The 24843-nt window shown below is 71.1% G+C and carries 28 protein-coding genes and 1 pseudogene; 11 read left to right on the top strand and 18 right to left on the bottom strand.

Features of this window, described 5'->3' with window-relative positions:
- Positions 1–11 precede the first annotated feature (11 nt).
- Genes VK640_09525 through VK640_09515 form a run of 3 tightly spaced genes read right to left on the bottom strand, consistent with a single transcriptional unit; the run spans position 12 to position 2181 of the window.
- Positions 12–623, bottom strand: a complete 612-nt coding sequence (locus VK640_09525; GenBank protein ID HTE73424.1) for a MarC family protein — start codon at positions 621–623, stop codon at positions 12–14.
- A 4-nt stretch (positions 624–627) separates the two neighbouring features.
- Positions 628–1518, bottom strand: a complete 891-nt coding sequence (locus tag VK640_09520; protein HTE73423.1) for a PHP domain-containing protein — start codon at positions 1516–1518, stop codon at positions 628–630.
- 36 nt (positions 1519–1554) lie between these two features.
- Positions 1555–2181, bottom strand: a complete 627-nt coding sequence (locus VK640_09515) for a DUF6758 family protein (GenBank protein HTE73422.1) — start codon at positions 2179–2181, stop codon at positions 1555–1557.
- 100 nt (positions 2182–2281) lie between these two features.
- On the opposite strand from VK640_09515, the gene VK640_09510 reads away from it, so the two are divergent.
- From VK640_09510 to VK640_09500, 3 genes are all read left to right on the top strand, one after another.
- A complete protein-coding gene (locus tag VK640_09510) occupies positions 2282–2713 on the top strand; it encodes an NUDIX domain-containing protein (GenBank protein HTE73421.1) in 432 nt (143 codons plus the stop codon).
- Between the two features lie 78 nt (positions 2714–2791).
- A complete protein-coding gene (locus tag VK640_09505; protein HTE73420.1) occupies positions 2792–3268 on the top strand; it encodes a hypothetical protein in 477 nt (158 codons plus the stop codon).
- Between the two features lie 42 nt (positions 3269–3310).
- Entirely contained in the window at positions 3311–3724 is a 414-nt protein-coding gene (locus tag VK640_09500; protein ID HTE73419.1) for an Hpt domain-containing protein, read from the top strand.
- Here VK640_09500 and VK640_09495 read toward each other — a convergent pair.
- Entirely contained in the window at positions 3721–4227 is a 507-nt protein-coding gene (locus VK640_09495; GenBank protein ID HTE73418.1) for a MaoC family dehydratase, read from the bottom strand. The two genes, VK640_09500 and VK640_09495, sit on opposite strands and share 4 nt — an antisense overlap.
- A 158-nt stretch (positions 4228–4385) precedes the next feature.
- Between VK640_09495 and VK640_09490 the strand changes: the two genes are divergently transcribed.
- Complete coding sequence (locus VK640_09490) at positions 4386–5810, top strand: DUF222 domain-containing protein (GenBank protein HTE73417.1); 1425 nt, start codon at positions 4386–4388, stop codon at positions 5808–5810.
- An 88-nt stretch (positions 5811–5898) separates the two neighbouring features.
- On the opposite strand, the gene VK640_09485 is transcribed toward VK640_09490, so the two are convergent.
- The 3 genes from VK640_09485 to VK640_09475 form a co-directional block, all read right to left on the bottom strand.
- Positions 5899–6486, bottom strand: coding sequence for a DNA alkylation repair protein (locus tag VK640_09485; GenBank protein HTE73416.1), 588 nt, complete (start codon positions 6484–6486; stop codon positions 5899–5901).
- A gap of 181 nt (positions 6487–6667) precedes the next feature.
- Positions 6668–7087, bottom strand: a complete 420-nt coding sequence (locus tag VK640_09480) for an anthrone oxygenase family protein (GenBank protein ID HTE73415.1) — start codon at positions 7085–7087, stop codon at positions 6668–6670.
- The gene (locus tag VK640_09475; GenBank protein ID HTE73414.1) at positions 7080–7895 is read right to left on the bottom strand and encodes an NAD-dependent epimerase/dehydratase family protein; all 816 of its coding nucleotides are present in this window, start codon (positions 7893–7895) and stop codon (positions 7080–7082) included. The genes VK640_09480 and VK640_09475 overlap by 8 nt, the downstream gene beginning before the upstream one ends.
- Before the next feature lie 51 nt (positions 7896–7946).
- Between VK640_09475 and VK640_09470 the strand changes: the two genes are divergently transcribed.
- Positions 7947–8882, top strand: coding sequence for an AraC family transcriptional regulator (locus VK640_09470; GenBank protein HTE73413.1), 936 nt, complete (start codon positions 7947–7949; stop codon positions 8880–8882).
- Positions 8883–8949: 67 nt separating this feature from the next.
- Here the strand turns inward: VK640_09470 and VK640_09465 are convergent.
- The 3 genes and pseudogenes from VK640_09465 to VK640_09455 all read right to left on the bottom strand — a co-directional run bounded on the left by VK640_09465 (position 8950) and on the right by VK640_09455 (position 10845).
- Positions 8950–9315 (bottom strand): annotated as a pseudogene (locus VK640_09465) (isochorismatase family protein).
- A 13-nt stretch (positions 9316–9328) separates the two neighbouring features.
- Positions 9329–9910 (bottom strand): M15 family metallopeptidase, encoded by a 582-nt coding sequence (locus VK640_09460; protein ID HTE73412.1) that lies wholly within the window; start codon positions 9908–9910, stop codon positions 9329–9331.
- 425 nt (positions 9911–10335) lie between these two features.
- Positions 10336–10845: a lytic transglycosylase domain-containing protein gene (locus VK640_09455; GenBank protein ID HTE73411.1), complete on the bottom strand. Its 510-nt coding sequence runs from the start codon at positions 10843–10845 to the stop codon at positions 10336–10338.
- A gap of 709 nt (positions 10846–11554) precedes the next feature.
- On the opposite strand from VK640_09455, the gene VK640_09450 reads away from it, so the two are divergent.
- On the top strand, positions 11555–12439 hold the full coding sequence (locus VK640_09450; protein ID HTE73410.1) for an arginase family protein: 885 nt from the start codon (positions 11555–11557) through the stop codon (positions 12437–12439).
- Between the two features lie 28 nt (positions 12440–12467).
- On the opposite strand, the gene VK640_09445 is transcribed toward VK640_09450, so the two are convergent.
- The 4 genes from VK640_09445 to VK640_09430 all read right to left on the bottom strand — a co-directional run bounded on the left by VK640_09445 (position 12468) and on the right by VK640_09430 (position 16324).
- The gene (locus VK640_09445; GenBank protein HTE73409.1) at positions 12468–12944 is read right to left on the bottom strand and encodes a general stress protein; all 477 of its coding nucleotides are present in this window, start codon (positions 12942–12944) and stop codon (positions 12468–12470) included.
- A 28-nt stretch (positions 12945–12972) separates the two neighbouring features.
- Positions 12973–14034 carry a DUF2332 domain-containing protein gene (locus VK640_09440; GenBank protein ID HTE73408.1) on the bottom strand — a complete coding sequence of 354 codons (1062 nt, stop codon included), beginning with the start codon at positions 14032–14034 and terminating at the stop codon, positions 12973–12975.
- A gap of 63 nt (positions 14035–14097) precedes the next feature.
- A complete protein-coding gene (locus VK640_09435; protein ID HTE73407.1) occupies positions 14098–15294 on the bottom strand; it encodes an acyl-CoA dehydrogenase family protein in 1197 nt (398 codons plus the stop codon).
- Positions 15295–15340: 46 nt separating this feature from the next.
- A complete protein-coding gene (locus VK640_09430) occupies positions 15341–16324 on the bottom strand; it encodes a GNAT family N-acetyltransferase (GenBank protein ID HTE73406.1) in 984 nt (327 codons plus the stop codon).
- A gap of 82 nt (positions 16325–16406) precedes the next feature.
- On the opposite strand from VK640_09430, the gene VK640_09425 reads away from it, so the two are divergent.
- The 3 genes from VK640_09425 to VK640_09415 all read left to right on the top strand — a co-directional run bounded on the left by VK640_09425 (position 16407) and on the right by VK640_09415 (position 20364).
- Positions 16407–17414 (top strand): alkaline phosphatase family protein, encoded by a 1008-nt coding sequence (locus tag VK640_09425; protein HTE73405.1) that lies wholly within the window; start codon positions 16407–16409, stop codon positions 17412–17414.
- 80 nt (positions 17415–17494) lie between these two features.
- A complete protein-coding gene (locus VK640_09420; GenBank protein HTE73404.1) occupies positions 17495–18709 on the top strand; it encodes an Ig-like domain-containing protein in 1215 nt (404 codons plus the stop codon).
- 104 nt (positions 18710–18813) lie between these two features.
- Positions 18814–20364: an Ig-like domain-containing protein gene (locus VK640_09415; protein HTE73403.1), complete on the top strand. Its 1551-nt coding sequence runs from the start codon at positions 18814–18816 to the stop codon at positions 20362–20364.
- A 62-nt stretch (positions 20365–20426) separates the two neighbouring features.
- On the opposite strand, the gene VK640_09410 is transcribed toward VK640_09415, so the two are convergent.
- Positions 20427–21812: an ATP-binding protein gene (locus VK640_09410; protein ID HTE73402.1), complete on the bottom strand. Its 1386-nt coding sequence runs from the start codon at positions 21810–21812 to the stop codon at positions 20427–20429.
- A 4-nt stretch (positions 21813–21816) separates the two neighbouring features.
- Positions 21817–22494 carry a response regulator transcription factor gene (locus tag VK640_09405; GenBank protein ID HTE73401.1) on the bottom strand — a complete coding sequence of 226 codons (678 nt, stop codon included), beginning with the start codon at positions 22492–22494 and terminating at the stop codon, positions 21817–21819.
- 97 nt (positions 22495–22591) lie between these two features.
- Here VK640_09405 and VK640_09400 point away from each other — a divergent pair, with 97 nt between their 5' ends.
- Positions 22592–23317 (top strand): hypothetical protein, encoded by a 726-nt coding sequence (locus VK640_09400; GenBank protein ID HTE73400.1) that lies wholly within the window; start codon positions 22592–22594, stop codon positions 23315–23317.
- A 15-nt stretch (positions 23318–23332) separates the two neighbouring features.
- The gene (locus VK640_09395) at positions 23333–23653 is read left to right on the top strand and encodes a hypothetical protein (GenBank protein ID HTE73399.1); all 321 of its coding nucleotides are present in this window, start codon (positions 23333–23335) and stop codon (positions 23651–23653) included.
- A 1-nt stretch (position 23654) separates the two neighbouring features.
- On the opposite strand, the gene VK640_09390 is transcribed toward VK640_09395, so the two are convergent.
- Together VK640_09390 and VK640_09385 are read right to left on the bottom strand one after the other, a co-directional pair.
- Positions 23655–24344 (bottom strand): SDR family NAD(P)-dependent oxidoreductase, encoded by a 690-nt coding sequence (locus VK640_09390; protein HTE73398.1) that lies wholly within the window; start codon positions 24342–24344, stop codon positions 23655–23657.
- Between the two features lie 58 nt (positions 24345–24402).
- A partial coding sequence (locus tag VK640_09385; GenBank protein ID HTE73397.1) for a CoA ester lyase occupies positions 24403–24843 on the bottom strand: 441 nt, incomplete at its 5' end.

The following is a 24843-nucleotide window of genomic DNA, read 5'->3' as shown; positions in this document are numbered from 1 at the left end:
ACGTCATCCGGTCAGGCTTCCTTGACGAACGCCGTCACCGCGTCGGCCACCAGCTGGACGGCGATGGCGGAGAGCAGGAGGCCGGCGATGCGGGTGATGAGGATGACGCCGCTCTCCTTGATGACTCGGATGATGACGACCGAGAAGCGCATGAACAGCCACAGCACGATGTGCACCGCGACGATGCCGAGGGCGACGGCGACGCCCTCCCACACGTCGTCGACGCGCTGGACGAAGACGATCGTGGCCACGATCGCCCCCGGCCCGGCGAGCAGCGGCGTGCCCAGCGGCACGAGGGCGACGTTGACGTTCGCCGTCTCGGTCGGCTCGTCGGCCTGCCCGGTGAGCAGCTCCAGGGCGACCAGCAGCAGGAGCAGCCCGCCGGCCGCCTGCAGGGCGGGAAGGGTGATGCCGAGGTAGCTGAGGATGGTCTGCCCGAACAGGGCGAACACCACGATGACGACGAAGGCGACGAGCACCGCCTGGGCGGCCAGCCGCTTGCGCATCGCGGACGACCGGCCGCTGGTGAGGCTGAGGAACAGCGGGATGGTGCCCGGCGGGTCCATGATCACGAAGAGCGTGACGAAGACCTCGCCGAACAGCTTGCCGTCGGAGGCGGTCACCGCGTCAGGCGGTCAGGACGGCCGTGGGGCTGCCCGCCTGGGCGAGCAGGGCGTCGACGACCGCGGGATCCGTGGTGTTCTCACCGAGGCGGTTCTCCTTGCCGCTGCCGTGGTAGTCGCTCGCCCCGGTGACCAGCAGGTCGAGCTCGGCGGCGAGCGCACGGAGCCGGGTCCTGGCCTCGGGCGGGTTGTCGCGGTGGTCCACCTCGAGGCCGGCCAGCCCGGCGGCGGCCATCGCGGCGATGGCGTCCTCGCCCACCGTCCGGCCGCGCTTGGCGGCTGCCGGGTGAGCGAACACCGGCACTCCCCCGGCCTCGCGGACGAGCCGCACGGCGCGGACCGCGTCGACGTAGTAGTGGCCGACGAAGAACTCGCTGCCGTCGTGCAGCAGGGTGTCGAACGCCGCCGTCCGGTCGGGGACGACACCGGCGGCGACCAGGGTGTCGGCGATGTGCGGGCGGCCGACGGTCGCGCCGTCCTGCAGCTGGGTGAGCACCAGCTCCCAGGTGATCGGGTAGCCGGCCGCGGCCAGCTTGACCACGATCGCCTTAGCCCGCGGGACCCGGTCGTCGAGCGCCGTCGCCATCTCGTCGGCGAGCTCCTGGTGCCCGGGGTCGAAGAGGTAGGCGAGCAGGTGGAGGCTCACGCCCTCCCACACGCAGGAGATCTCGGCGCCGCGCACGAGCCGCAGCCCCTCGTGCCGGGCCAGCGCCGCCTCCGCCTCCGCCCAGCCGCGCGTCGTGTCGTGGTCGGTGAGGGCCACCACGGCGAGCCCGGCCTCGGCCGCCGCACGCACCAGCTCGGCGGGCGAGTCGGTGCCGTCGGAGGCGTTGCTGTGGGCGTGCAGGTCGGCGACGTCGGTGGCGTCGGTGGCGTCGGCGGGGTCGGCGTGCACCGGTACAGCGTAGGGGCGGCGGGCACCCCCGCCCGGTCAGTCGCTCAGGCGTGGGGACAAGGCACCGAGCGGGAGGTCCGGCACCGTGCCGTCGCGCAGGTCGCGCAGCGCGAAGTCGTCGATGAGGAGGAAGCCGGCGCTCTCCGGCCAGACGACGGCCCAGACCCAGCAGCCCAGCGCCTCGCCGACGTAGACCGCCCGGTCGTCGGAGGCCGCGAGGGACCACATGGCGGTGGGGTGGTCGGCCGCCTCGAGCTTGGCGTCGGGCGCCCGGCCGTCGGGGATGCCGCCGCCGTCCGGCCCGTCCAGGCCGGCGAACCGGGCCCCCAGCCCGATGCCGGGCTCCTCGGCCACCAGCACCAGCTCCGCCACCCCGCCCAGCGGCGCGGGTCCCGAGCAGGCGAGCGCGGTCGCGCGGGCGCCGGTGCGCTCGTCGCCGGCCACGGCCAGCCCGGTGACCAGCCAGCCACGAGGCAACGGCCACGGCAGCCAGACCGGCACCGCGGCGCGGGCGGCCTCCGTGCGCACCTGGTCCTGGGTCGGCTGCACGACGGGCTGCAGCGGATGGACCGCGCCGTGGGTGTCGCACTGCCAGGCGCTGGACCACAGCCCAGGCGCGTGCAGGCCGGCACCGCAGCGGGGACAGCCCGGACCCACCCTCATGAGGACGACGGTGCTGCCCTAGCAGTCCCGCCGTCAAGAGTCGAGGGTCGTCGGCGCCGGGCGGAGCCGTCGAAGCGCCGTGCCACCTAGGCTCGCCGCCATGGGCTCCGCGGGCGGCTGGTCGACGGGTGGGCCACGGGTGCCGTGCGTCGGCGCCCTGGTCCACGACGACGACGGCCGGCTGCTCGTCGTGCGGCGCCGGCACGAGCCGGGTGCCGGGCTCTGGTCGGTGCCGGGTGGCCGCGTCGAGGCCGGCGAGAGCGACCTGACGGCCGTACGTCGCGAGGTTCTCGAGGAGACCGGGCTGCACGTCACGGTGGGGCTGCTGGTGGGCACGGTCGTCCGCCCGGGACCGGGTGGGGTGCTCTACGACATCCGGGACTACGCGTGCGCCCTCGCCGTCACGACCTCCCCGGTCGCCGGCGACGACGCCACCGAGGTGCGGTGGGCCGACCGGGCAGAGCTCAAGGCGCTCGACCTGGTCGACGGCTTGTGGGACGCCCTGCACGAGTGGGGCATGCTGCCGCACTGAGCCGTCCGCGGGTGCCGAGCCGGTCAAGAAGTCGTGGTTTCCGCCCGAGACCACGGTGTGGCGACCTACCGTGCTGACATGCCCGCCCACCCGACCCTGCGGCTCCGGCTGACCTGGTCGCAGCGCCGCGCGTTCGTGATGACAGTGCTGGGCTTCCAGGCCCTGGTCTGGGGTGACGTGCTGCTCAACGACGGCGGCCTCGGCGGTGGCCCGGGCACCGCGCTGGCCGGTCTGGCGCTGGTCGTCATGGCGGCCGCGACCTGGTGGGTCGGCACGTCCGCCACCGCTCGCGGCATCGTCGTCCACGCGGTGCCCACGATGGTCATCCCGTGGGACGAGGTGCGCGAGATCGAGGTCACCCGCCAGCTCGGGGTCAAGACCGTCGTCGTCCACCACGACGCCGTCCACCACGGCACCACCGTCCGACGCCGGACCCGGCTCAGCGCGCCGACCACCGGCCCGCTCGGCCGCGACGACGCCTTCCATGACAAGGTCCACGACCTGCGTCGCCACTGGGCGGCGCACCGGGCGACCCGCCCGGCCGCAGCCACCTGACCCTTCTGCTCAGGTCCGCCCGCTCGCGCGCCGATCATCCCGGTGAGGACCCAGCGAGACCGGGGAGGGCGGATGGGCCGGATCACTGCTGACCGCACCGGCCCGCTGCCGGCGCTCGACCCCAGCTGCCTGGCCGACCTGGCCCACCAGCTCGGCGACGTCGCTCCGGCCCGCGAGACGGTGCTGATCTTCCTGCACGCGGTCGACGAGCGCCGCAGCCAGCTGGTCGAGGCGGTGATGGCCGCCGACCTGGCCGGGGTGCGCCTGGTGGCGCACAGCCTGGCGTCGGTGAGCGCCCTGCTCGGCGCCCGCGACCTGCACAACCTCAGCTCGCACCTCGAGGCCTCGGCCCTGCTCCGCGACCTGGACGACGTGACCGAGGTCTGGCCGGCCTTCGAGGTGGCCCTCGACCGGGCTGCCGACGCGCTGCGGGCGTGGCTCGCGGCCGCTGCCTAGCTGTTCTGCGGTTGCGGCCGGCCCGGCTGCTCGCCGCCGCGCTGGTCGCCGTACGACCTCTTCGGGACCATCACCTTGCGCCGGAAGACGCACACGACCGTGCCGTCCTGCTTGTAGCCGCGCGTCTCCACGTGCACCACCCCGCGGTCGTCCTTCGACCGGGACTCCATCTTGTCGAGCACGGTCGTCTCGCCGTAGATGGTGTCGCCGTGGAAGGTCGGCTTGACGTGCCTGAGCGATTCGACCTCGAGGTTGGCGATCGCCTTGCCGCTGACGTCGGGCACGGACATGCCGAGCAGCAGCGAGTAGATGTAGTTGCCCACCACCACGTTCTTCCCGAAGTCGGTCGTCTGCTCGGCGTAGTTGGCGTCCATGTGCAGCGGGTGGTGGTTCATGGTCAGCAGGCAGAACAGGTGGTCGTCGTACTCCGTCACCGTCTTGCCCGGCCAGTGCTTGTACGTCGCCCCGACCTCGAACTCCTCGTAGTAGCGGCCGAACTGCATGGGCGGTCCTCTCGGAGGGCTCGACGTACGGGCTGCTCGCGCTGACCTGATCCTGCCGGATCCTCGTGCATCCCAAAGCGAGCGGCCCTTGACAGACTCGGTGCGTGGCTGTGCACAAGACCTTTCGGCCATTTCCGCGCCCTGGTAGGATCGAACACATGTTCGAGTCCGGTGATGACGTGTCGGTGACGTACGCCGAGGACATCGAGAAGCTCGCGGGCAGCTTGCGGTCAGCGGCCGTTGTCGACTCGGCCGCCGGCCACGGTGCGCCGTCGTTGCCGGCGGAGATCGTCGACCGGGTCGCTGGGCTCGAGGCGCTCAAGGCTGCGGCGGCTGCCGCGCAGGCGCGCTTGACCGACGCCCTCGACGAGTTGGTGCGCGCCGAGCGCGCGGCGCACGGCCTGCGGGCGGCCGAGCAAGGTCGGGGCGTCGCCTCCCAGGTCGCCCTTGCTCGCAAGGAGAGCCCCGCGAGAGGCGGGCAACACCTGGGTCTCGCCAAGGCCCTGGTGCACGAGATGCCGCACACCCTGGCCGCCCTCGAGCAGGGTCGGCTCTCGGAGTGGCGCGCGACGCTCCTGGTCCGCGAGACCGCCTGTCTCAGCCGCGAGGACCGGCGACTCGCCGACGCGGAGCTCTGCCGCGACCCGCGGGTGCTCGACGGGCTGGGCGACCGCGCGGTGGCGGCCGCCGCCGCGAAGGTCGCCTACCGGCTGGACCCCCACTCGGTGACCGCCCGCGCGTCTCGCGCGGCGCAGGACCGAGGGGTCTCGTTGCGGCCGGCGCCGGACGTGATGTCACGCCTCTCCGGTCTCTTCCCGGTGACCGACGGCGTCGCCACCTACGCAGCACTGAGCAAGGCCGCCGACGAGGCTCGCGCTGCCGGTGACCCGCGGAGCCGTCAGCAGGTCATGGCCGACACGCTGGTCGAGCGGGTCACCGGGCGCTCCTACGCCGAAGGCGTCGACATCGTGGTCGGGCTCGTCATGACCGACCGCACGGCGTTCGGCGGTGACCAGGAGCCGGTCCTCGTGCAGGACTACGGCCCGGTGCCCGCGCCGTGGGCGCGCGAGCTGCTGGCGGGTTCTGCGGCGGAGGCCGACGAGCCGAAGGTGGCACACGCGGCGCAGGTCCTGCTGCGTCGGCTCTGGACGGACCCGGAGACCGACGAGCTGGTCGCCCTGGAGTCGAAGGCGCACGCCTTCCCGCCTGCTCTTCGCGGGTTCCTCGTCCACCGCGACCGGGTGTGCCGTACACGCTGGTGCGACGCGCCCGTCCGGCACGCCGACCACGTGGTGCGGGCTAGTCAGGGCGGGCCGACGAGCGCTGACAACGGGCAGGGCCTCTGCGAGGCCTGCAACTACACGAAGGAATCCGCCGGGTGGTCGGCAGGGCCGGCACCCGGAAGTCGCCTCGGCCAGCACCGGGTGATCACAACGACGCCCACCGGCCACTCCTACGTGTCGCGCCCGCCGCCGCTTCCCGCCGCTCGACCGCCGTTGGGCAAGGCGATGCAGCCGCCTGACTGGGCGCGGCCCAGCCGGATCGAGACAGAGTTCGCCGCGAGGATCGGCCACGCGGCCTGAGTCGGTGCGGTGACGTCTCGTCGCACTGCTGCGTGCCCTGGTCCCGCCAAAGTGACAGGGATGCTCGCCTTCGCTCCATCGGCCACGCTCAGGCCAGGTCGGCGAGTTGTCGGTAGTGCTGGCGTTCGCCGTCAGGCAGGTGCCGGATGGCATGTCGCAGGATGGTCCTCGGGAGACCCGGCACGTGTCGGTCGAGGTAGGAGCGCAGCCGCTGGGGGTCGTGCTTTCCGGCCTCACGGACGAAACCGCCAACAGCCGCTTGCACGACCTCTTCGGGGTCGTGGGCGAGGAGGCCGGCGAGTGCAAAGGTGTCGTCCAGATCGCCGCCGCGGATGAAGTACCAGGTGGCGACGACGGACGTCCTCCGTCGCCATGGGTCTGACGAGCGTGCCAGCTCGTACAGGGGTGTCCGGTCGCGGTCGTTCAGGTAGCCGCCCACCACGTGAGGCGCTGCGCGGTCCACCAGGTCCCACGTGTTGATCAGGTCGTGCTCGCCGACGTACAGCTCATAGAGCGCCGCTCGTTCCTCGTCCGTGACTCGGCGGCGCCGGGCACGGAAGTCCATGATGCTCACGGCGCCGACACGATGCAGGTGTTCATTCGAGGCGAGTAGCCGTCGGACGTCGCCCAGTGGCATGTCGATGGACGTCTTGGCCAGGGTGAACACCTCGCGCATGGCAGGGTCGCGACCGGCCGTCAGTCGTTCCAGGGCTGCTGAGAAGTCGGCCGCGGTCGGAACGGCGTGCTCCGTCATGGCCTGAGCATAGGGATTCGCGCTGCGAGGAAGTCGTCCGGCGAGTGCGGCCGCGACCGCCTGTCCGCTACCGCAGGAGGTCGGGTGACATCGCCGAACCGGTTCAACTTGTCGCGATGCACAGCAGGGAGAACGCGACTGCGGCGACACCCGTACGGAAGTAGTGCCACAGGACCCACGGCCCCTCGTACGCCTCGCGGGTACCGCCCTTGGTGAGGGCGTCGTTGAGTGGCACGTTGACGGCGATGGTCGTGACGACCACTGACACGGCTGCCACGGCCGCGGCGATCGTGAGCGGATCGCTTCGCACAATGGCCAGGATCACGGCAAGGACGGGCGCACCCAGGAACAGGGTCAGGAACAGCGGGTTGACGATCACGACGTTGATGCGGTTCATCACTCGCACGAAGGTGTCGTCCGGGAGACCGTGCAGTGCCGGCATCACGGCGACACCTAACGCCAGATAGGTGCCGGCGAGCAGGCCGTTGAGGGCCTGCCCGCCGGTCAGGCGGAGGTCATCCATGGTGCGCCGACTGCGCGAGCGTGTTCCCGAGGAAGTCCGTGAAGTCCCGGGCCTGGCGTCCGAGGACATCTTCGATGCCGGACTCGAGCTGTGCGTTGCGGCCGTCGAGCACCTCGTCGAACACGTACGCCAGTCCTGTGGCGTCCTCCGCGGGCAGTCCCATCGAGACGAGTGCCGCGACGTAGTCCTGCACCGGGAGCTGCCGGTAGGCGACGGTGCGTCCGGAGGCCGTGCTGATCTCGTGGGCGAGGTCCCGGAAGGTGATCAGGCGCGGCCCGGTGAGCTCGTAGATGTGGCCGTTGTGCGCCGGGTCGAGGAGCGTGGCGACGGCGACGTCGGCGAGATCGTCGGCGTCGACGAAGGGCTCGCCGACGCTGTTCTCGACCATCGTCAGAGAGCCGCCGGCGATCTCCTCGGCCCAGAAGGCCTCGGTGAAGTTCTGGAAGAAGAACGCCGAACGCAGGATCGTCCACTCGGCGCCGGCCGCGATGAACGCAGCCTCCGCCTGTCGTGTACTGGCCTCACCGCGGCCGGACAGGAGCACCAGGCGCGTGCACCCGAGGGCGACGGCGCGCCCCGAGAACTCACCGACAATGGCGTCGGCGCCCGGTAGGCCCATGTCCGGCTGGAACGTGACGTAGGCGGAGGTGCAGCCCGTCAGGGCGCCCTCCCAGGTGGAGTCGTCGAGCCAGTCGAACCGTGGCTGGCTGTTGCGGCTGACGGCGCGGACGGGCTGGCCGAGTTCGGTCAGGCGATGGGCGACGCGGCTACCGGTCTTGCCGGTGCCGCCGGTGATCAGGATCGTCATGGCTCCAAGACTGACGCGCGGGATAGAGTGTGAGAATGCTTGTGCAGCGCAATGACATATGCAAGCGTCTACCGCGTGGATGTGATGAGCGCCCTTGTGGACGGGCCGCGTGCGCAGCGGGCGTTCGCCCTCAGGGCCGTCTTCGACGGCCGGTGGTCGATCACGGTCGAGGACCGTGCCCCGCTGACAGTCGTGGTGATGGCGCGGGGTCGGGCGACGTTCACCGGACCTCAGCAGGTGACCGAAGTCGCCTCGGGAGACGTGGTGCTGATCCGGGGCCCGGAGCCTTACACGTTTGCGGACTCGGCTCGGACACCAAAGGACATCCGCATCCTGCCCGGCCAGGTCTGCATCGACCCTCACGGTCGGATCCTCGCTGAAGACATGGAGCTCGGCGTCCGGACCTGGGGCAACACTCGCTCCGAAGATGCGACGGTCATGCTGATCGGCACCTACCAGCACGAGACCTCGGTCGGCTCCCTCCTGTTGTCGGAACTGCCGGCTGAGCTGGTGATCCGGGACCTCGACCCGACACTGATCGGCGTGACCGCGCAGGAGATCGTCAAGGATGAGCCCGGGCAGGCCGCCGTCATCGATCGGCTGCTCGACCTGCTGGTCGTGCGTTGCCTGCGAACGGTGCTCCCGAGATCCTCGGCAGCCTCGGGAGACGTCCTGGTTGCACGCGCGCTGCGCGCCATCGAGGAGTACCCCGAGCACCCGTGGACCGTCGAGTCGTTGGCGACCCATGTCGGGTTGTCGCGGGCTGCTCTCGCGCGACGCTTCGTGGTGCAGATGGGCGAAGCACCGCTCACGTACCTGACCCGATGGCGACTGGCCCTTGCCGCCGATCTGCTCGTGAGCACCGGCCACACCCTCGCAGCGATCGCTGCAAAGGTCGGGTACGCAAACCCATTCGCCCTCAGCGCCGCCTTCAAGCGGGTTCACGGAGAATCGCCCCGAGACTACCGACGCCGCCACGCCGTCTGACTCACGCGCTCGCAGTCTTCCCGCGAATGGTGCGGCGCAAGTCGATCTGTCGTGCGAGCACTGATGCTCAGTCGATCGGACGGGCTCGCCCAGCCAGGACCTCGGCGGTGGTGGTGACGTTCGCGAACTCGTCGTGCAGGCTCGCCGCCGTGGCGCGGGTGATCTCGTCGGCGGTCAACATGGTGCCGTCGGGGTGCCGCCGGTCAAAGGTGAAGGTCGCGTCGATCGGGAACAGCACGTCGTGACCAAGGTTGGCCCCGACGCGAACCGTCGTTTCGCAGCAGTGGTCGGTCGTGATGCCGCACACGACGATGCCGGCTGCCTGCTGACCCAGCAGCCACGCGTGCAGGTCCGGGCTCCCGTGGAACGCGGAGTTGACGTGCTTGGACACAAGCAGGTCAGGCTTGGCCTTGTCGAGGTAGTCGCGCAGCTCGTTGCCCCGGTGGTCAACGGTCGTTCAAGCTGAAGTGCTGGTAGTCCTTCAAGTGTGACCAGTTGCCGCCCCATTGCCAGCCGATAGACCCGAACGCCCGCGTCGCCGGACCGCCAGGCGTGATCATCCCGGGGCGGAGCCAGTCGCGGTCGAGGTACGCCGACGCCAGCTCGGGCAGGACCAGGTCGCCCTGTTGGTAGGGGTTCTGGAACGGGTTGAGATCCACTGCGAGGCCGAAGGCGTGCTGTGAGTACTCCGTCCCGCCCCGGATCGGGCGGCAGGCGAACGACCCGGTCACGTTCCCGTCGCCCGTCGGTGGGGCGTCGAGGTCCTGGGGCTCCGCGATGCCCATCGACTCGATCGGAAACTTCGCCCGATAGAGCTTCCGGAACACCTCGACGAGCTCTTCGGCCACTGATCTGTTCACCAGCATCTCGCCTGAGTGCCGGGCGTTGTCGAAGCCCCAGTAGGTCATCCGGATCCAAGCCAGGTCGTCCTTGTCGACGGGGCAACCGGGCTGCCACGTGGAGCGGGCGACGACCTGCCTCGGCGCTGGATCAGCCAGGATCGCCTTGAAGCCGGCGCCCGGGAGCATCGACACGGAATCGCGGGTGTTCCAGCGCCTGACACGCATGACCCGAGGCGTGGGCCGGACTTCGCCGTAACCGTCCGCGGTCTCGGGCAGCACTTTCGTCCCCAGCCACGACGGCGGTGCGGTTCCCCGCGTCGACCGTCGGGGTTCCGCCGAGCTGCTGACGATCGGCTGGCTGCGCGAGGGCGCCGGAGCTACGGGGTCTGACCCAGCGGTCGTGGTGACCGGTGAGCCGGACGGAGTGCGTCGGAAGGCTTGCGGTCCCGCGTCCTGCTCGGGCCCGCAGGCTGTCAGGCCGCTCGCAAGTACGACCCCCACCAGCGTCAACCGGACGCGACGTCCCACGTCGTCCAGGCTAGCCAACCAACGGCATCGACCATCTGCGGCCTGAGCGCGAGGACCTGCGTCACGGAAGGGACTGCCGCCGGCTAGCTCCCGGGGAGCGGTACGGGCCGTGTCTTCGGGTAGCCGACGGGCAGCACGTAGGTACCGCTTGCGTGGCGGTAGAAGACCCGCCAGTGCCAGAAAGCGCGATAGGCAGACGTCGATAGCTGCATCGCGCGGGCGTACTCGCGCACCGCACGGACGTAGTCGCCTGACGGGTTGTAGTGCCACAGCGCGTCGGCCATGTCGCCGGGGGCGCCATTGGCCTTGAGGAGGCGGGCGGCGGCCAGGATAGCGTCCCGCGGATCGGTGATGTCCCCGTCGTTTCCGTACAGGTCCCAGGTCGACGGGAGGAACTGCATGGGGCCGCGCGCTCCGGCCGTGCTCACGCCCCGGATGCGGCCCATGCGCGTCTCGACCAGATGGATGGCCGCCAGGTAGGTCCACGACACACCGGTACGTCGCTGCGCCTCCCGGTAGTAGCCGAGCAGCTCCTTCGCCGGAGGCGGTGCGACGATGCGCCAACGAGGCAGCTGCTGCTGGGGCTCACCCAACGATCGGAGAGACTTGGCCGCCCTGACAGAGCTTCGTATTATCAACGCCGTGTCGTGATCTAGACGGCTCGTCACCCTGCGGCGGGAGCCGGCAGACGCAGTGGCCAGGGCGCGTACGGCGAGCTGCTGGAACTCCGCCGCCTGTCGTACCGCGGTGGGCGTTGCGTCTTGCTCCCGGATCGTCGCCGTTGCATGGTCGAGCTGGCTGGCGAGTGCGGCCGCGTCGTCCGTCGCCGGGACCGGCGGCAGCGCCCTGAGGGTCTCGTCGGGTGTCGCCTGGGGGGTCGAAGAAGGAGCCCCTGCGGCGGAGTCTGCGTGAGACGAAGCAGATCCCCTTGCAGTAGGAGCCGGCTCGGTGTCACGGTTTGGGCTTCCCGGGATGCTGCAGGCGGCGAGCAGGCCGGCGAACGCCGCCAGCGTCACCGCCCATCGAGCCCCTTGACTCACGCGGCGAACTTCTGGGGCCACTTCGCCAACCCGTTGCAGCCGGCCAGGGCTGCAACTCCGAACGGAGCGCCGTCGACCACCAGGTTTCATCCCTCCGTTGCCCTTCGCCGCCACCCGACCGTGCATTCTGCCGGGTGAATCGGCCTAGCGCGTCATGCGTGAACCTCAGAATGCGACGCCGGGCTCGGGCACAGCAAGAAGTAGTGGCAGACCGGGCTGACCTGCGGGACTACCTCCGGCGCCGATGGTGATGCTGACGACCATGACCAGCAGGACGCGGGTGGCGGTTCGGCTCCTCGCGACGCCGTACGACTCGGGACGGCGCGACGAACGGATGGGTGCCGGACCGCTGGCACTGCTCGACGCCGGTGCCTCCCGGCGGCTGGCGTCAGTGGGGCACCCGGTGTCCACCTATGTCCTCGAGGCCGGATCCGGGTGGACCGCAGAGCTCCGCACAGCGTTCGAGCTGCAGCGGTCCGTCGCGCAGCATGTCGCCGACGCACGCCGGCACGGCGAAGTCCCGCTTCTTCCCGCGGGCAACTGCAACACGACGCTCGGTGTGCTGGCGGCTCTCGGCGACGCGGCGCGCGTCGGCCTGATCTGGTTCGACGCACACGGTGACTTCAACGACCCCGAGCGGGACAGCACAGGGTTCTTGGACGGGCAGGGACTGGCCATGGTCGTGGGCCGGTGCTGGCGCAGCCTCACCGGGGCCGTACCCGGCTTCCGTCCGGTTCCGGAGGACCGGGTCCTGCTCGTCGGAGCCCGCGACCTCGACCCGGCCGAGGGGCCGGCGCTGGCAGCGTCCGGCATCACTGTGATGCCACCCGACGTCGTCCGGGATCAGGGCGAGACAGAGCGGGTCCTGCGGACCATGCGGCACCGATGGGACGTGGTGCACGTCCACGTCGACCTCGATGTCTACGATCCCGTGCTGGTGGGGCCGGCGAACGGTTACCCGGCGCCCGGAGGGCTGACCGAGCAGGAGGTCGCCGGGTTCGTCGAGCAGATCGCGTCTCGGTGGCCCGTCGTCTCGGCCACGATGGCTTCGTACGACCCGGATCATGACCCGTCGCGCCGCGTCGCGGCGGCCGCCCAGGACCTCTTGGTGCTGCTCGCAGATCACGCCGACCCATCGGCGCCATAGTCCCCACGTGCAGCGATCTGTTGTCCGCTCAGCCCTGGGTGAGTCCTGCCAGGACCTCGCGTGCCCGGTCTGCCTCGGCCCAGGTGCACCTGACCTCGTACGAGCTGGCGACGATCTTGCTGCGCGACGTGAAGTCGCGGCGACCGCCCGACATGGCGTGCCCGACGAAGCCGAACACCGCTCCGAACACGGCGCCGTAGATGATCGCCGACACGATGAGCCAGAAGACGTTGGTCCCGTCGTCGGCGAACACCGACAGCAGCACACCCACGAAGAGGCCGAACCAGGCGCCGGTGGCCGCACCTGCGGCAGCCGCCCGGCCCCGGGTCAGCCGGCCCAGGACGTTCTCGACCATCCGCAGGTCCGAGCCGACGATGCTGACGTGCTGGACCGGGAACTCCTTGTCCGACAGGAAGTCCACCGCTCGCTGCGCCTCGAGGTAGGTGTCGTAGGAACCGACGACCTGGCCGCGCGGGATGTCGGAGTACTGCTCGTGGGCTGACATGGGCAGCATTCTCGCGCATGCGCCGAGGTCAGTCCCAGACGACCGGCAGGCCGTGCGCGGTCACAGCTGCCCCGAGCGTCAGCTCCGCACCGTCCGGCCAGGTCCGCATCCGCACCAGCATCTCGCGCGGTGCCGACGGGTGGCGCCGCGCGGGTTCGAGCGAGATCCGGGCCAGGCCCCGGTCCTCGTCGGCCGTGGCACCGAGCCGGTCCAGCGTCACGTCGACCGACCGCTGCTCCGCCGGGTCCAGGTACTGCCACATGATCGAGTGCCACAGGACCGTCGTGGTGCCGGGCCGGAGCTCGAGACGGCGCACGAAGTCACCGGCGCTGGCCCGTTCCAGGGTGACCGGCACCGACCGCGCCACCTCGAACGCCGCGCGGAGCCGCTCCAGCCGGTCCCGCTGGTCCGCCCACACGTAGGACGTGAGCAGCAGCCGGCCCTCCGTCGACGTCGCGTCGACCGGGGTGAGGTCGCACCCCAGCCGTTCGACGATGCGCGGTGCCGGTCCGGGAGGCGGCGTCGCGCCGGTCCACGCGTCGTGCAGGACGACCGGCGAGTCCGGCGGACCCACGCCGAGGCCGTCCGCCGACTCGACCCGGAAGCGGTCGACCCGCAGGTTCAGCCCGCCGCTGGCACCGATCTCCACCAGGCGCACCGGTCGGTCCCGCCAGGCGACGACGTGCGCCAGCCCGCCGGCCAGCACGGCCGCGCGGCCCACCTCGTTGGTCTGCGGTGGCTGGTCCAGGAGGCCACGCAGCCGCGCACGGTGCTCGACGAGTACGTCGCGCAGCGCCGGCCACGCCGCCACGACGTCGCCGTCTCCCCCGACCGAGGGATAGTGCAGGGCCAGCCGCGGGGCCGAGCGCTCGAGCACGAGCCGGTGCACCGAGCCCAGCAGGCGGAGGGCGAGCGCGCTCGGCCCCCGGTCCTCCTCGTGCCCGGAGAGCACGTCGGCGGTTGGCCCACCGGCCTCGACGTCGTCGGCCAGCAGGGCAAGCAGCGCGGCGTACAACGGCGAGCCCAGCTCGGCGCAGTACTCGCTCTGCAGGCGCATGTGCCGGACCATGTGGGACGGGTCGCTCGGCACCCGTCGGACGCTATCCGACGAGGTGGTCCCGGAAGGTGCGGTGCCGTACAGCGGCTGTAGGCGTCAGCCGCGCAGCTTGTACTCCTCCAGCAGCCGGCGACCGATGATCATCTTCTGGATGTCCGACGTGCCCTCGCCGATGAGCAGCATCGGCGCCTCGCGGTAGAGCCGCTCGATCTCGTACTCCTTGGAGTAGCCGTAGCCCCCGTGGATACGGAACGAGTCCTCGACTACCTCCTTGCAGTACTCGCTGGCGAGGTACTTGGCCATCCCTGCCTCGACGTCGTTGCGCTCGCCGGCGTCCTTCTTGCGGGCGGCCATCACCATCATCGAGTGGGCGGCCTCGACCTTGGTCGCCATCTCGGCCAGCCGAAAGAGCACCGCCTGGTGCTGCGCGATGGGCTTGCCGAAGGTCGAGCGCTGCTGGGCGTACTCGATCGCCAGCTCGAAAGCCCGCGCAGCGACGCCGCACCCGCGCGCCGCGACGTTGACGCGGCCGACCTCGACGCCGTCCATCATCTGGTAGAAGCCCTTCCCGGTCTCGCCACCGAGGACGCGGGACGCCGGGACGCGGTGGCCGTCGAAGACCGCCTCGGTCGAGTCGACGCCCTTGTAACCCATCTTCTCGATCTTCCCCGGGATGGTGAGGCCGGGCTCCGTCTCGCCGAAGCCGGCCTGCTTCTCGACGAGGAACGTCGTCATGTTGCGGTACGGCGTCCCAGCGCCCTCGTCGGTCCTGACCAGGACGGCCAGCAGGTTCGACGTGCCGCCATTGGTGATCCACATCTTCTGCCCGGTGATGACGAAGTCGTCCCCGTCCTTCACCGCACGGGTCGAGATCGCGCTGACATCGGACCCGAGCCCCGGCTCGGACATCGAGAACGAGCCGCGCACGTCACCGGTCGCCATCCGCGGCAGCAGCGACCGGCGCTGCTCCTCCGTCCCGTGCTGCTTGAGCAGGTAGGCGACGATGAAGTGGGTGTTGATGATGCCGCTGACGCTCATCCAGCCGCGGGCGATCTCCTCCACGACGAGCGCGTACGTCAGCAGCGACTCGCCCAGACCGCCGTACTCCTCGGGAATCATCAGCCCGAAGAGGCCCATCTCCTTCATGCCTTCGACGATCTCGGCCGGGTACTCGTCGTCGCGCTCGAGCTGCGCGACGTGCGGGAGGATCTCCTTGTCCACGAAGCGCCGCACCGTGTCCAGGATCTCGGTCTGGATGTCGGTCAGCCCGTCGGTCTGCGCGAGACGGCCCATGGACGGTGCTCCTTCGGGATGGCGCTATGTTACTGGCGAGTATCCCTCATTGCGTCGGCCGGCGCGCAGCCAGGTCGTACGCGACATCGAGGTATCCGCTCTCGACCCGGAAGCCGACGCGCTCGTTCGATCGCAGGATGCGCACGTTCTGGTCCATGTTCTGCGTGTACAGCCGGTGGTGCCCCGCATCGCGCATCAGCTGGGCGTGACGTGCCATCAGCGCGGCGGAGAGCCCAAGGCCGCGCGCCTCACGCGTGACCGCGATGAACATGATGTTCAGCGCGCTGTCCTTTGGTCGGTCCATCAGCATGTTGGCTGCGACCGCCTTGCCGTCCCTTCGCGCGACGAGCACGTAGGACGGGTCGGGGAAGAAGCCTCTCCAGACCGGGTACGGCATCTGGTCGCTCGCCCCGTCAGCGTCCGGCGCGTCGGTCCAGATCGGCCTCTGCATGTCGTAGATCTCCCTCCACGCCGCATCGTCGGCGTCGTCCGGCAGCGGCTCAAGGGTGATGCCGGCCGACTTCGACCTGGCCTGGAGCGACGCGACGACGGCGTCCTCCACCGTGGCGAGGTCGAGCACAGACTCCCGGTGGTGCCCGACCTCGGAGCACGCCCAGGACAGCGCCGTGGCGAGACTCGCCGGATCGTCGTCGGGAAGCTGGGCCTTGACCCCCGGCAGGCCGTGCGCGCGGATCTCGTCGACGAGCGTCTCGAAGAGAGCGCGGCCGACGCCCTGTCGACGCGCCTCGGGGATGACGTAGACGTCTGCTGCCGCCCGGCCCCCCGCGGTCACGCCCTTGGCCAGCAGGAAGGCGACGCCCAGCGGGGCATCGTCCACCTCGGCCACCACGATGTACCAGCGGTCCTCCGGCGGGCTGGTCGCGAGGCGTTCGGCGACGAAGTCCTTGCCCCACCACATCGGGTTGCCGCGGTTGAGGGCGTCAAGGTCGTCGTCGAGGCCACCCTGGCGGACGGTCACCCCCCCGAACCGCCGGGGCAGCGGGACGAGGGGCCGATGGACCGTCACCATCTGCTCATCCTGGTCCATCTTGCTGGGCGGCGCATCCGCCGAGCGTCGGGCTGAAGGGCCAGGTGCGGTCCAGACTGGGCGGATGCGCACCGTCCGAGTCCTGCTCGCCGTCGCCCTTGCCGGCACCACCGCCGTGGTGCCGGCCGGCGTCGGTCCGGTGCTCGCCGACCGGGCACCGCTGACCGCCGCGGCCCGGGTGTCCCCGTCCGACCAGCCCTGCGGGTGGCGGGCGAGCGCGCCGAAGACGTACGACAACGTGGTGTGGATCGTTCTGGAGAACCACTCCTACGGCGAGCTCGTCGGTGACCCGGGCAGCCCGGCGGACCTGCAGGCGCCGTACCTCAATGCGCTGGCGCGCGCCTGCGGCCTGGCCACGGACTTCCGGGCGATCACCCACCCGTCACTGCCCAACTATTTGGCCATGGTGTCCGGCCGCACCGGCGGTGTCGACCGCTCCTGCACGCCGGCGCAGTGCCCGCAGCGCCGGCGGACGGTCTTCGACCAGGTGCACGACGCGGGCGGCCGCTGGCGGGTCTTCGCCGAGGCTATGCCCGGCGCGTGCCGGCGGACCGACGCCTATCCGTACGTCGTCCGTCACAACCCGCCGACCTACTTCCCGGGCACCCCCGGTTGTCGCCGCAACGACCTGCCGATGGGCACGCCGGAGTCCGGGCGGCTGGTGAACGTGCTCGCCGAGGGACGGCTGCCGGACCTCACGCTGGTCATCCCGGACCAGTGCCACAACACCCACGACTGCGAGGTGCCGGCCGGCGACGAGTGGCTGGCCCAGGTGGTGCCACAGGTGCTCGCGGGCCCGGACTACCGGGCCGGCCGTACGGCGCTGTTCGTCACCTACGACGAGGGAGCCGGCGGCGTGGCCGGTCAGAGCTGCCGCCGCGACTCCGACGAGTCGTGCCACATCGTGACGGTGGCGGTGGCGGCGTCGGTCGGACCGGGCACCCGGGTGGGCACGCGGTACGACCTCTACGCGCTGCTGGAGACCACGGAGCGGATGCTCGGCATCCGGCGCCTGCTCGGCCACGCCGCCGACGACCGCACCCGCAGCATGCGCCCCGCGTTCGGGATGTGACCGCCGGACCGGCCTGATGTGGCTAGCGTTGTTCCTGCCGCCTCACCGGCGGTGACACGCATGGGGACCAGGGGGAGCTCATGATCGTTCGCAACGCCACCCGACACAGCCTGCTCGTGGCAGCCACCGCGGGAGCCGCCGCTGCTTCCGTTCTCGTGGTCGCGCCCGGTGCCCACGCCCAAGTCGGCACCTTCAGCCAGCTGAGCGCCACCACGATCAACGCATCCGGCCCGGCGACGCCGTACCCGTCGAGCATCGGGGTCAGCGGTCTGCCCAGAGGGGTCACAGACGTCAACGTGACGCTGACCGGTTTCAGCCATGGCTCCCCGGAGGAGGTCGACGTGCTCCTCGTCGGCCCGACGGGACAGGCCGTGACGTTGCTCAGCGATGTGGGCGGCGCGGCCAATGCCGTGACCGACCGGAACTTCACACTCGACGAGCAGGCGCTCGCCTCGTTGCCGGACTCGACGACGCTGGCCAGCGGCACCTTCAAGCCCACGGACTTCGAGCCCGGTGATCCGTACGGCGCACCCGGTCCGGTCAGCGGACCGATGACTTCCGCCTTGGCGAACTTCAACTCCACTGACCCGAACGGCGTCTGGAGCCTGTTCGTGGTGGATGCCGGCGGCATGGCTGCCGGCAGCATCGACAGCTGGAGCATCCAGATCACCACCGTCGACACCCCGGGTGCACCGATCATCTCGACGCCGACCAACGGGCTGGACAGCGACGGCGACTTCATCGTCGCCGGAACAGCGCAGGCGGGCAGCACGGTGAAGGTCTACGAGGGCACGACGCTGCTCAGCGAGACCACCACCTCGGCCACCGGCACGTGGGCGCTCGTCCTGCTCGACCAGGAACACCGCGTGCACGCCTACACCGCCACCGCGACGGACGCGTTCGGCAACGTCTCAGCGGCCTCGGCTGTCAAGACCGTCGCTGTCGACACGGAGCACCCGCGGGTGATCCGGACCAAGCCGGGCGCAGGCGCCGACGAGGTCCGCCGCGGCCGCAACGTCCGCGCCTTCTTCAGCGAGCCGGTCCGGTCGGTGACGATCGTCGGCGCCAACGTGAAGCTGGTCCGGTCGGCGACCGGTGCCACCGTCCGGGCCCGGATCCGGTACGACGCCGACACCAAAAGCGTCATCATCAACCCCCGCAACGACCTGGCGGCCAACGCGCGCTACCAGGTGGTGGTCGGGACCGGCGTCCGGGACCGCGCCGGCAACCGGCTGGACCAGAACACCGCCCGGTCGGGCAACCAGGCCAAGACCTGGCGGTTCACCACCCGCTGACAGCGGCCACTCCGCCCGCACCTGAGTACTCGGGTGCGTGGCTCACGCGCAGTTGAGCAGTCGCTACTCACGATCTTGGCGGCCGCCGACCAGATGCTCGGTGCATGATCTCGAAGACGACCTTCACCCACCCCACGCCCTCGTGCCTCGCCGACCGCCGGCGGTTCCGCCAGTCGCTCGCCGGCTTCGCCGGCGCCGCCGTCGTCGCCGCGTCCGCAGTCGCCCTGGCGCCGGCCGCGTCCGCAGCCACCGCTGACTACGGCAGCTCGACCGGCATCGACATCCACAACCGCTACTACCTGTCAGGGACCGGCGCCGGGGCCACCGTGCCAAGCCTCGGCGTCGCGACGCCGTACCCAGCACCGATCACGATGGCGGGAGTCGGCGGCAGCATCACCGACGTCAACGTGACGCTCGTCAATGTCAGCCACACCTACCCCGACGACTTGGACATCCTGCTGGTGGGTCCGAACGGCCAGCAGACGATCCTGATGAGTGACACCGGCACCTCTGCCGACGTGAGCGGCATCGAGCTTCACTTCGACGACGAGGCCGAGACCGACCTACCAGCGTCCGACCAGATCACCTCGGGCTGGTACCGCCCCACGAATGCCGACGGCACCGGGGACGCCTTCCCGGCGCCGGCACCCGACGCGAGCGCCGCGGGGACGTCACTGAGCGCCTACGACGGCAGCGACCCGAACGGTCAGTGGCAGCTCTACGTCATAGACGACGGCGTATCCGACGCCGGGACGGTCGGCGGCTGGCGACTGAGCTTCGACACCACCGAAGGGACTCAGCCCTACCCCTCCACCGTGCAGGTGGCGGGCGCCTCCGGCGTCGTGACCGACGTCGACGTCGCGCTGCACGGTCTGCAGCACAGCTACCCCGACGACCTCGACCTGATGCTGGTGGGCCCGTCCGGGCACAAGGCGATGGTCATGAGCGATGCCGGTGGCAGCGACGACGTGACTGGGGTCGAGCTCGTCCTCGACGACGAGGCCGCAGACCCCCTGCCGGACGAGACAAAGCTGGCGAGCGGAGCGTTCCGGCCAGTCGACCAAGACGCCGACGGGGACGGTGAAGACCTTGCGTTCCGTGCGCCGGCTCCCTCGGTCGTCGGCGTCGGCAGCACCCTGACGACCTTCGACGGCACGGACCCCAACGGCATCTGGCAGCTGTTCGTGGTCGACGACGAGCAGACCGACCAGGGCGCCATCACGGGGGGCTGGAGTCTGCACATCACTACGACCGACCCGACGACACCGGTTCCGAGCACCCCGGCGCCGGGCACCACCGCGGCCGACACCAGCCACCCGAAGGTCTCCGGGCACACGCCGAAGACCGGCGCCACGGACGTGAAGCGCGGTGCGGTCATCAAGGCGACGTTGTCCGAGAAGGTCAAGAAGTCGACCGTGACCACCTCGACCGCCAAGGTGATCCGGAAGGGGACCACGAAGGCCGTCGCCGCGGCTGTCCGGTACGACGCGACGACTCGCGCCGTCACGATCGACCCGGCTGCGAAACTCACGGCGGGCACGACGTACAAGGTCGTCCTCAAAACCGGCATCAAGGACCTGGCCGGCAACGCCCTGGACCAGAAGCCGGCCAAGGCCGGGCTGCAGAACGCGGTGTGGACCTTCACCACCCGCTGAACCCCCGAGCTGCAGCCCAGGAGCCCGGGACCGTCCCGCCGACGGTCCCGGGCTCCGCCGCGTCACGGTCCCGGCTCCTCGCCGACCTTGCCCGGCCAGCCGGCCAGCCGTACGACCAGCCGAGCCCCTCTCGGCGACTCCTCGACCGACGCGTCGCCACCGTGCCGTCGGGCGATCGAGCTGACGATGGCCAGGCCCAGCCCGCTGCCACCGGTTGCCCGGTCCCGCGCGCCGTCGAGGCGGACGAACCGGTCGAACACCCGCACCCGCTGGTCGGTCGGGATCCCGGGACCGTCGTCCTCGACCACCAGGACCGCGCCCGGCCCGTCGGCCCGCAACGACACCTCGACCCGGCTCGACGCCGCGGCGACCGCGTTCTCCAGGAGGTTGCGCGAGAGGCGCCGGAGCTGGTCACGGCTGCCGTGCAGCGGTGCGGCGGAGACGGCGGTGGTGGACACCTCCACCCGGGCGGCCGACCGCACCCGCGCGGCCTCCTCCAGCACGACGTCGTCGAGGTCCACGAGCTCGACCCGCTCGGTGGCGACCCGACCCGTGCTTCCGTCGTCGCGAGCGAGGAAGAGCAGGTCCCGGACGAGGGCCTCCATCTCGCCGCAGTCGGCGAGAAGGTCGGTCGTCACCGCGTCCCAGTCCGGCGCGTGCGTCGCTCTCGCGACCTCGAGCTCCGTGCGCAGCCGGGTGAGAGGGCTCTGCAGCTCGTGGCTCGCGTCGGCCACGAAGGCCTGTTGCCGGTCCCTGGCCTCCTCGAGACGCTGCAGCATCGCGTTCATCGTGCCGGCCAGCTCGGCGACCTCGTCGCCGGTGCGGGGCACTGGCACCCGACGGTCGAGCTCGGAGTCCCCGATCCCCGCCACCTGGCGGGAGATCGAGTCGACCGGCGCCAGCATCCGCCCGAGCGCCACCCAGGTCAGCAGGCCCAGGAGCGCCGCCGCGGCAGGGACGCCGACGAGCAGCAGGCCGCGGAGGGTGGCCGTGGCCTCGGAGACCAGCTCCAGGCTGGCGCCGACGTACACGACCGCCGGCCCGTCGGGACCGCGCACCCGCAGGCCCCAGACCCGGTAGACCTCGTGCTCCGGTCCGTCGCGCACGTCAACGGTGTGCACGCCCGGGCCGCCCGGCTGCACGGCGAACGTCGCCAGCGGAGGACGCCCGCTCGCTCCCGGTGTGGCGGCGACGACCCGATCGGAGCCCTCGACCACCTGGGCGAAGGTGTCGTCACCGAGTGCACCGACCGTCGTCGGGAGCCGACCCGACCGCACGAGGGCGGCCAGGTCGCGGACCCGGCCGCGCGACGTGTCGTCCTGGCTTGTCGTGAGGCTCCGCTCAAGCTCGGCGAGCAGCAGCCAGGCAGCCAGGCCCAGTCCCACCGCGACGAGCAGCGTCACCGCGGCCGTGGTCCGGACCCGCACCGACCCGAGCCGCGGCGCCACCCCGTCAGCCCCCTTCCGCGTCGAGGCGGTAGCCGACGAGCCGGACGGTCTGCAGGCTGGCCCGCCCGAACGGGGCGTCCACCCGCCGGCGCAGCTGACCCACGTAGACCTCGACGATGTTCGGGTCGCCGTCGAACGCGAAGTCCCACACGTGGTCGAGGATGGTCCGCTTGGAGACCACCTCGCCCTTGTGCCGCATGAGGAACTCCAGCAGCGAGAACTGCCGGGGCGTGAGGTCGACCACCGCGTCACCTCGGCGCACCTGGTGGCCCGCCGGGTCGAGGACCAGATCACCGGCCACGAGCACCGCGGGTCGCTCCCCGGCGCCCCGACGGACCAGTGCTCGCAGCCGGGCGAGCAGGACGACGAAGGAGAACGGCTTCGACAGGAAGTCGTCGGCTCCGGTGTCGAGGGCGCGCGCCTCGTCCCGCTCGCCGTTCTTCGCGGTGAGCATCAGGACCGGCACCCAGTTGCCCGCGTCGCGCAGGCGGCGGCACACCTCCAGACCGTTCAGCTGCGGCAGCATCACGTCGAGCACCATGGCGTCGTACGTGGTCTCCCCCGCCAGCCACACCGCCTCGGCCCCGTCCGAGGCGACATCGACCGCGTAGCCCTCGCCCTCCAGCCCGCGCTTCACCGCGCCGGCCAGCCGCCGGTCGTCCTCCACGAGCAGGACGCGCACGCGCTCACCGTGCCACAGGCCCGCTGAGCATCGGCTGAACCCCGGCTGACGACGGCGTTCAGGGCCGCTTCAGCGCCGATGCGCGAGGATCACCAGCATGGCCAGGACCCGTGGGGCCGTCCCAACCCTGCTGAGCACGCTCGCGCTCGTCGTCGCTGCCGGCCCTGCGGTGGCCGCACGCGGTGGACCGGTGATCCCGCCGGTGAACCCCGAACCCGCGCGGTTCACCACCGCGATCGACAACCCCTACCTGCCCTTCGAGCCGGGGACGCGGATGGTCTACCGCGAGCGGAGCGACGACGGTCACGGCCGCGAGGTCGTCACCGTCACGCGCCGGACGAAGACCGTGCAAGGTGTCGAGACCGTCGTGGTCCGCGACCGGGCCTTCATCGCCGGCGAGCTCGCCGAGGACACCCGCGACTGGTACGCCCAGGACCGACGCGGGAACGTGTGGTACTTCGGCGAGAACACCAAGGAGTACGAGGACGGCAAGGTCGTGAGCACGGAGGGCTCCTGGCGGGCCGGTCGCGACGGCGCCCGCGCGGGCATCGTGATGCCCGCTCGGCCGAAGGTCGGCGACATCTACTACCAGGAGTACGCACCGGGCGAGGCGCTCGACCAGGCGACCGTCCTTCGGCTCGACGCAGAGCGCACCGTGCCGTACGGCTCGTTCGACGAGCTGCTGGTGACCAAGGACTTCACCGAGCTCGAGCCCGACGTCGTCGAGCACAAGTTCTACGCGCGGGGCGTCGGCGTCGTGCTCGAGAAGCTCGTCCGCGGTGGCCGCGAGCGCGTAGCGCTCGTGAAGGTCACGCACGTCTGAACGGAGAGGGCACCCATGCAGAAGAAGACGAAGGTCCTGGTCGGCGCGGCGGCGCTGCTGCTCGCCGGGGTTGCCGGCACGACAGCAGCTGTCGCCGGGGGTGACGACGGTGACGGCACCGTCATGGGTCCTGAGGCGGATCGGGCCACGGCCGCCGCGCTGGAGATCACCCGCGGCGGCACGGCCAACGCCGTCGAGCGCGACTCCGAGGACGGTGCGACGTGGGAGGTCGAGGTGACCCGCCCGGACGGGACCACCGTCGATGTCCGACTGGACGAGCACCTGAGGCTCGTCGTCGTTGACGGCGACTCCGAGTCGTCGGACGACGACGACTGAGCTACCGGCTCTCTATGACGCTGGACCCGCCGTCGACGACCAGGCACTGCCCGGTGAGGTACGACGCGCCCGGCGTGGCGAGGAACGCGACGACGGCCGCGACCTCGTCCGGGGTCCCCGAACGGCCGACCGGGGTGCGCCGGCCGTGCTCCGCCTCCTGGGAGGTCTGGGACCCTGTCGCGATCCAGCCCGGCGCGACGGCGTTGCAGGTCACTCCCCGCCCGGCCACCTCGACGGCGACCGCGCGGGTCAGTCCGACCATCCCAGCCTTGGCCGCGGCGTAGGACGACTGGTCCGGCATCGCGTTGACCGGACCCGTCGTGGAGGCGACGTTCACCACCCGCCCCCACCCGGAGCCGAGCATGTCGGGGAGGAACCGGCGGGTGACGAGGAACGCGGTGTCCAGGTTGCGCGCGAGGTCGGTCCGCCAGTCCGCGGGCGAGAGGTCGACGACCGCGGACTGGACGTCTGGCGAGTGCACGCTGAGCATCCCCGCGTTGTTGACCAGCACGTCGACCCGGCCCACCGCGGCGTGCAGGGCGTCGACGTCGTCCTCGACGGTCAGGTCGGCGACGACGCCGAGCGACCCGGCGCCGAGCTGGGCCGCGCGCTGCGCGATGCGCTCGCTGGTCGACGTGACGTGCACCGTCGCGCCCTCGGTGAGCAGCGCCTTCGCGCAGGCGAACCCGATGCCGTCCGGGCTGCCCGCGCCGGTGACGAGCGCGACCCTCCCGGCGAGCGCGGACAGGTCAGGACTCCGGCGGGGTGAAGGACGAGGTGCGGCTCATGCCGGCGGCCCGGCCCTTGCCCGCGACGACCGAGGCCATCTTGCGTGAGGCCTCGTCTATCATCTCGTCGCCGAGCATCACGGCGCCGCGCATGCCGCCCGCCTCGGAGGTGTGCCACTCGTAGGCGTCGAGGATCAGCTCGGCGTGGTCGTAGTCGTCCTGCGCCGGCGAGTAGACCTCGTTGGCGGCGTCGATCTGTCCCGGGTGCAGCACCCACTTGCCGTCGAAGCCGAGGGCGGCCGAGCGGCCGGCGACCCGACGGAAGCCGTCGATGTCCTTGATCTGCAGGTACGGCCCGTCGATCGCCTGCAGGTCGTAGGTCCGTGCCGCCATCAGGATGCGCATGAGGATGTAGTGGTAGGCGTCGCCGACGTCGTAGCCCGGGGGCTGCTCCCCGACGAC

It is taken from the genome of Actinomycetes bacterium, assembly GCA_035489715.1.
GTDB lineage: Bacteria > Actinomycetota > Actinomycetes > JACCUZ01 > JACCUZ01 > DATHAP01.
Note: the sequence above shows the minus strand (reverse complement) of the source record. Positions and strands in the feature narration are given on the sequence as shown.